The sequence below is a fragment of the Mycobacterium sp. genome, assembly GCF_035653355.1.
Classification (GTDB): Bacteria; Actinomycetota; Actinomycetes; order Mycobacteriales; family Mycobacteriaceae; genus Mycobacterium.
Genome location: NZ_DASRBZ010000222.1, coordinates 1 through 5321, shown reverse-complemented (window position 1 = coordinate 5321; position 5321 = coordinate 1). Strand labels below are relative to the sequence as shown.

6 protein-coding genes are annotated in these 5321 nt (G+C 66.3%); all 6 read left to right on the top strand.

What is annotated here, in order from left to right; all coding sequences use genetic code 11:
* A partial coding sequence (locus VFA16_RS07515; RefSeq protein ID WP_324967209.1) for a NifU family protein occupies nt 1-801 on the top strand: 801 nt, incomplete at its 5' end.
* Nucleotides 798-1424, top strand: a complete 627-nt coding sequence (locus tag VFA16_RS07510; RefSeq protein WP_324967208.1) for a DUF5947 family protein — start codon at nt 798-800, stop codon at nt 1422-1424. The genes VFA16_RS07515 and VFA16_RS07510, both read left to right, overlap by 4 nt.
* Entirely contained in the window at nt 1421-2062 is a 642-nt protein-coding gene (locus VFA16_RS07505) for a DUF6084 family protein (protein WP_324967207.1), read from the top strand. Before VFA16_RS07510 ends, VFA16_RS07505 begins: the two co-directional genes overlap by 4 nt.
* On the top strand, nt 2059-3408 hold the full coding sequence (locus VFA16_RS07500; RefSeq protein WP_324967206.1) for a hypothetical protein: 1350 nt from the start codon (nt 2059-2061) through the stop codon (nt 3406-3408). The genes VFA16_RS07505 and VFA16_RS07500 overlap by 4 nt, the downstream gene beginning before the upstream one ends.
* A complete protein-coding gene (locus VFA16_RS23760) occupies nt 3399-3518 on the top strand; it encodes a DUF6893 family small protein (RefSeq protein WP_414687665.1) in 120 nt (39 codons plus the stop codon). The genes VFA16_RS07500 and VFA16_RS23760 overlap by 10 nt, the downstream gene beginning before the upstream one ends.
* A gap of 179 nt (nt 3519-3697) precedes the next feature.
* Nucleotides 3698-5321, top strand: a 1624-nt coding sequence (hypF, locus tag VFA16_RS07495; protein ID WP_324967205.1) for a carbamoyltransferase HypF, incomplete at its 3' end; no start/stop codon positions are given.

The following is a 5321-nucleotide window of genomic DNA, read 5'->3' as shown; positions in this document are numbered from 1 at the left end:
GCCGAGCAGCTGGTCCGCGAGGTAGTCGAACTCTACGGCGCGGGTTTGGCGCGGATCGTGGACATGATCGACGATCCCGCGCTTGTCGATCGCTTGGCAACCGACGACTTGGTGGCCAGCCTGCTGCTGGTGCACGGCCTGCATCCGCACGACCTCGAGCGCCGGGTCTCTGATGCGCTCGACCGGGTGCGGCCGTATCTCGGCTCGCACGGGGGCGACGTGCATCTGCTCGAGATCGCCGGTGACACCGTCCGATTGCAATTCTCCGGAAGCTGTAAGAGCTGTCCGTCGTCGGCGGTGACACTCGAATTGGCCGTCGAGGACGCAGTGCGCGCTGCGGCGCCCGAGATCGTGTCGATCGAAGTCGTTGCCGCCGAACCAGATTCAGCGGCAGGCGTTATCCCGGCCGAATCGTTGCTGGCCAAAGTCCACGCCGACGGAGCAGCGCCGACGGCCTGGCACCAAGTGCCCGATATGGCCGAACTGGCCCCGGGTGAAGTCGGCGGCTTCCGCGTCGCGGACCTGCCGGTACTGGCCTGCCGGGTCGGCGAGCAGCTCTACGCCTACCGCGACCACTGCCCGGTGTGCGACGGATCGCTGGCCGGCGCGGCGCTGCACCGTTCGGCCACTACCGGGGAACCGGTGCTGCGCTGTCCGCGATGTCGAAGCCATTTCGACGTCGTGCATGCCGGCGCCGGGCTGGACGATCCGGCGGCACATCTGGATCCGATCCCGCTGCTGGTCCGCGACGGGGTGCTCTCGCTGGCGGTGCCGGTCGAAGCGATGGGCGCACCGGCATGACCAGCCCCTACGACATCCTGTCCCGCATCACCAACAGCCGGCGCGCACCTGAACCCATCGGCCAGCGCTGCGAGATGTGCTCGGAATCGATCGCCGACACGCACCAGCACGTCGTGAATCTGGCTGGCCGCCAATTGATGTGCGTGTGCCGCGGATGCTATCTGTTGTTCACCGACCAGAAAGCGGAACTGAAGTACCGGGCAGTCCCGGATCGCTACCTGGCCTTCCCGGATTTCAAGTTGGACCGCCGCGCCTGGGAGGCACTACAGATCCCGGTCGGAGTGGCGTTCTTCTTCCGCAACTCGACGCTTGATCGCACCGTCGCGTTCTATCCCGGCCCGGCGGGCGCCACGGAATCCGAACTCGACCTCGACGCCTGGAGCGCCATCAGCGCCGCCGAACCCCGCGTCGGCCTGCTCGCCGACGACGTCGAAGCGCTGCTGGTGCGGGTGCCCGATGTCGGTGAACCGATCTGTTACCTGGTGCCGATCGACGCATGCTACGAGTTCGTCGGGAATCTGCGGCAACTGTGGCGCGGCTTCGACGGCGGACAGGAAGCGCATGAGTTCATCGATGATTTCTTCACCATGCTCGCCGGACGCAGTGTGGACCGACGACCATGACCAGCCTCACATTCAAGGTTGTGGACGTGGCCCCCGAGGCCTACGCCGTGACGCCCACGCTGACCGCGCGGGTCGGCATTGCGGCGCCCGATGACGAACCGGTGCAGGCCCTCGCCTTACGCTGCCAGGTCCGCATGGAACCGTTGCGGCGCAGTTACTCCGACGAGGAGGCTGCCGGGCTCACCGATTTGTTCGGGCCGCGGGAGCGCTGGGCAACCACCCAGCGCACCTTCCTATGGCAGCACTGCGCGGCGATGGTGCCGGGATTCACCGGCGACACCGTGGTGGCGCTGGGGCTGCCATGCACCTACGACCTGGAGGTTGCCGCGGCCAAATATTTCCACGCATTGCGCGATGGTGCGATCCCGCTGCAGTTCCTTTTCAGCGGAACGGTGTTCATGGCGGGCGAGCGCGGCTTTTCGGTGCGCCAGGTGCCGTGGGATTGCGAGGACCGCTACGACATGCCGGTCGCGGTGTGGCGTGATCTGATCGGCCAGCACTACCCGAACAGCGGATGGGTGCGGTTGTCTCACGACACGCTGGCGGCGCTTGCCGCTTACAAATCGGCGCAAGGGTTCTTGGGGCTCGACGACGCGGTTTCGGCGCTGCTGGCCGCGGCTCGCGAGGAGGTTCCATGACGGCGAACTGGGACCGGGCCCGCAGTGTGGCCGACGCCGTGCTCTATGAAGGTTATCTGCTGTACCCCTATCGCGCGACATCCGGCAAGAACCAATCGCGTTGGCAATTCGGCGTGTTGGGTCCTCCCGGCGCAGGTGCCGCGGGTATCGGCGAAGACGACCGCATGTCGGCTCAATTTGTCGTCGACAACGCCGACGGGATCAAACTGATCCTGCGATTTCTGCAACTGCAGCATCGCGGGGCCGAGCGTGATACCGGTTGCCGGCGTTACCAACCCGTCGACGAGCTGACGACGCCGGCGGGGTCGTGGCTTTCCTGGGACGAGGCGGTCGAACGTGAGTTGAGTTTCGGTCCTTTCGAACTCGCCCAGTCGAGCACGTGGACGCTGCCGGTGAGCGTGGCGGCAGGAACCGATTTCGAAGCGGTCGACGGTGGCCGGCTGGTGCGCACCCGGCAGGAGATCCGTGCGTCGCTCACCGTCGAGGTCGAACAGGACGACGGGTTCGACCGTGTCACAGTCACCGTGCAGAACACCGGCGCATCGGCGGCAGACAAAGACGATGCAATCGCCAGATCCCTGATCGGCACCCACGTCATCGCTGAAGCAGTTGGCGGCGAATTCGTTTCGCTGCTCGAGCCGCCTGAACGAGCAGCCGCCGCGGTGGCACGCTGCGAACAGCACCGGTGCTTCCCGGTGCTGGCCGGTCCGCCGGGTGAACAGGCTCTTCTGCTGATCTCGCCCATCATTCTCTACGACCATCCCGAAGTTGCCGAGCAGAGCGAAACCGCGCTCTATGACGCCACCGAGATCGACGAGATCCTCACCCTGCGGGTAATGACCATGACCGAGGAGGAGAAAGCGCAGGCGCGCGCTACCGACCCGCTGGCAGCCCAGATCATCGACCGCTGCGACGCGATGTCACCGGAGGCGATGCAGCGCCTGCACGGTGTGCTGCGCGATCCGCACCAGACTACCGCCGAATCGCGGCTCATCCCTGAGATACCCGAGGGCGTCGAGTGGTGGGATCCCTTGGCGGACAACGCCGTCCGCCCGGAAATTGACGCTGTCCTGGTCAACGGTGTCCGGGTGGCGCGGGGCAGCAGGGTACGGCTGCATCCAGGCCGCCGCGCCGACGCGCAAGACCTCTTTTTCGCCGGCAGGACCGCTCGTGTGACGTCGGTGCACGAAGACGTCGACGGCAACCAGCATGTCGGCGTGGTTGTGGAGGATGATCCCGCGGCAGACCTGCACGACTGGTACGGCCGCTACCTGTACTTCTCTCCCGACGAAGTTGAACCGCTTGCAGCAAAACACAGTGAAGAAAGGAATTCGACATGGACATAGTGGGATGGGTGTTTATCGGCATCCTGGCCGTGATCGTCCTCTTCTTGCTGGGCATGGGAGTCGTGTCCCTTCCCGATGCCCGCCGTTATCTGAGAATCCGGCACATGTAGCAGGCCCTCGGTCTCGCCTCGTGTGTCGCCGGCCCGGCTAGGATGAATTCAACGGGAGCGTTAGTCCGTGACGAACGAAACGGTGTGATCCCGACGTGTGCTAATCGGTGGATGAAACAGAGCGGCAGGAAGCGCCAGCCGCCCCGCTCCCCGGTGCGAGAAGCCACTTGGCGGTCGACATGACGGGCACGTTGCTGCGCTCGGAAACCGTTCGGCAGCGGTTCACCGTGACCGGTGTGGTCCAAGGCGTCGGATTTCGTCCCTTCGTCCACCGGATCGCTACCGAGCTGCGCCTGGCCGGGTTCGTCGGGAACGATTCGGGCGCGGTCTTCGTCGAGGCGCAGGGACCGCGATCGAGCTTGGCCGAATTCGGTCGCCGGTTGTGTGCCGACGCGCCGCCGCTGGCGAACATCAGCAGCGTCGACGTCGTCGACATCGAAGCCAAGGCCGACAGTAGTTTCCGGATCGTTGAAAGCCAGACGGTCCCCGGCGCCACGACGCCGATTCCCCCCGATATCGCGGTGTGCGACGACTGTGTCGCCGAGCTTTTCGACCCGGCCGACCGCCGCTACCGGCACCCCTTTATCACCTGCACCAACTGCGGGCCGCGGTTCACCATCATCCGGGCGTTGCCGTACGATCGTCCGGCGACCACGATGTCGACGTTCGCCATGTGTGAGCGCTGCGCCGCCGAATACCACGACCCGGCCAACCGGCGATTCCACGCCCAACCGATCGCCTGCCCTGACTGCGGTCCCTCGCTGTGGTTCCGGCGAGGTAGCGGACGCGTCGACGGATCCGATGCCGCGCTGGCCGCCACACAGCAGGCACTGGCCGCCGGTGCCGTCGTCGCGATCAAGGGAATCGGCGGCTATCACCTGGCCTGCGGCGTCGGCGACGAATCGGCGGTCGCGGGCCTACGTACGCGAAAAGCACGCGGCGCCAAGCCATTTGCCATGCTGGTACGCGACCTCGACGTCGCCCGCCGCTACGCCCGAATCGACGACACCGAGGCCGCGATCCTGTCCAGCCCGGCCCGCCCGATCGTGTTACTGCGGCGGCGGCCCGACGCTCTGGTCGCCGACTCCGTCGCGCCCGGCTGCCCGCTGTTGGGGCTGATGTTGCCGTACTCGCCGATCCATCATCTGCTGCTCGCCCCAGTGCCCGACGCGGACGTACCGGTGCCGGATGCGCTGGTGCTCACCAGCGCCAACCGCTCCGACGAGCCCATCTGCTTCACCGAAGACGATGCTGCGCAACGGCTGTCGCCACTCTGCGATGCGGTGCTCGACCACAACCGGCCGATCCATGTACCGTGCGACGACTCGGTAGTGCGCGTGGTCGACGGTCGCGAACTGCCGATCCGCCGATCCCGCGGCTACGCGCCGCTACCGGTCGACCTTGGCCTCAACGCCCCGGGTGTCCTAGCAGTCGGAGGCGAACTGAAGAACACTTTCTGCCTGACCGACGGCTCGCGCGCGTTCATGTCCGGGCACATCGGCGACATGGCGACCCTGGAGACGCTGCGGGCGTTCGAGCGCGCGGTCGGCCAGCTCAGCGAAATCCGCGGCGAGCCTGTGCGTTTGGCCGCCGACCTGCACCCGGGATATCAGACCCGCAGCTGGGCCGAGCGCCACGCCGGCGATCGCCCGCTGGATCTCGTCCAGCACCACCATGCCCATGTCGTGTCGCTGCTGGCCGAACACGGCCGGCTCGGTGAACCGCTCATCGGCGTTTCCTTCGACGGCACTGGCTACGGTAGTGACGGAACGATTTGGGGCGGGGAGATTCTCGCTGTGGGCG

Bases quoted from the DNA above. Each gene is read 5' to 3' on its own strand.
- VFA16_RS07510 (WP_324967208.1), top strand. From the start codon at position 798: ATGACCAGCCCCTACGACATCCTGTCCCGCATCACCAACAGCCGGCGC.
- VFA16_RS07505 (WP_324967207.1), top strand. From the start codon at position 1,421: ATGACCAGCCTCACATTCAAGGTTGTGGACGTGGCCCCCGAGGCCTAC.
- VFA16_RS07500 (WP_324967206.1), top strand. From the start codon at position 2,059: ATGACGGCGAACTGGGACCGGGCCCGCAGTGTGGCCGACGCCGTGCTC.
- VFA16_RS23760 (WP_414687665.1), top strand. From the start codon at position 3,399: ATGGACATAGTGGGATGGGTGTTTATCGGCATCCTGGCCGTGATCGTC.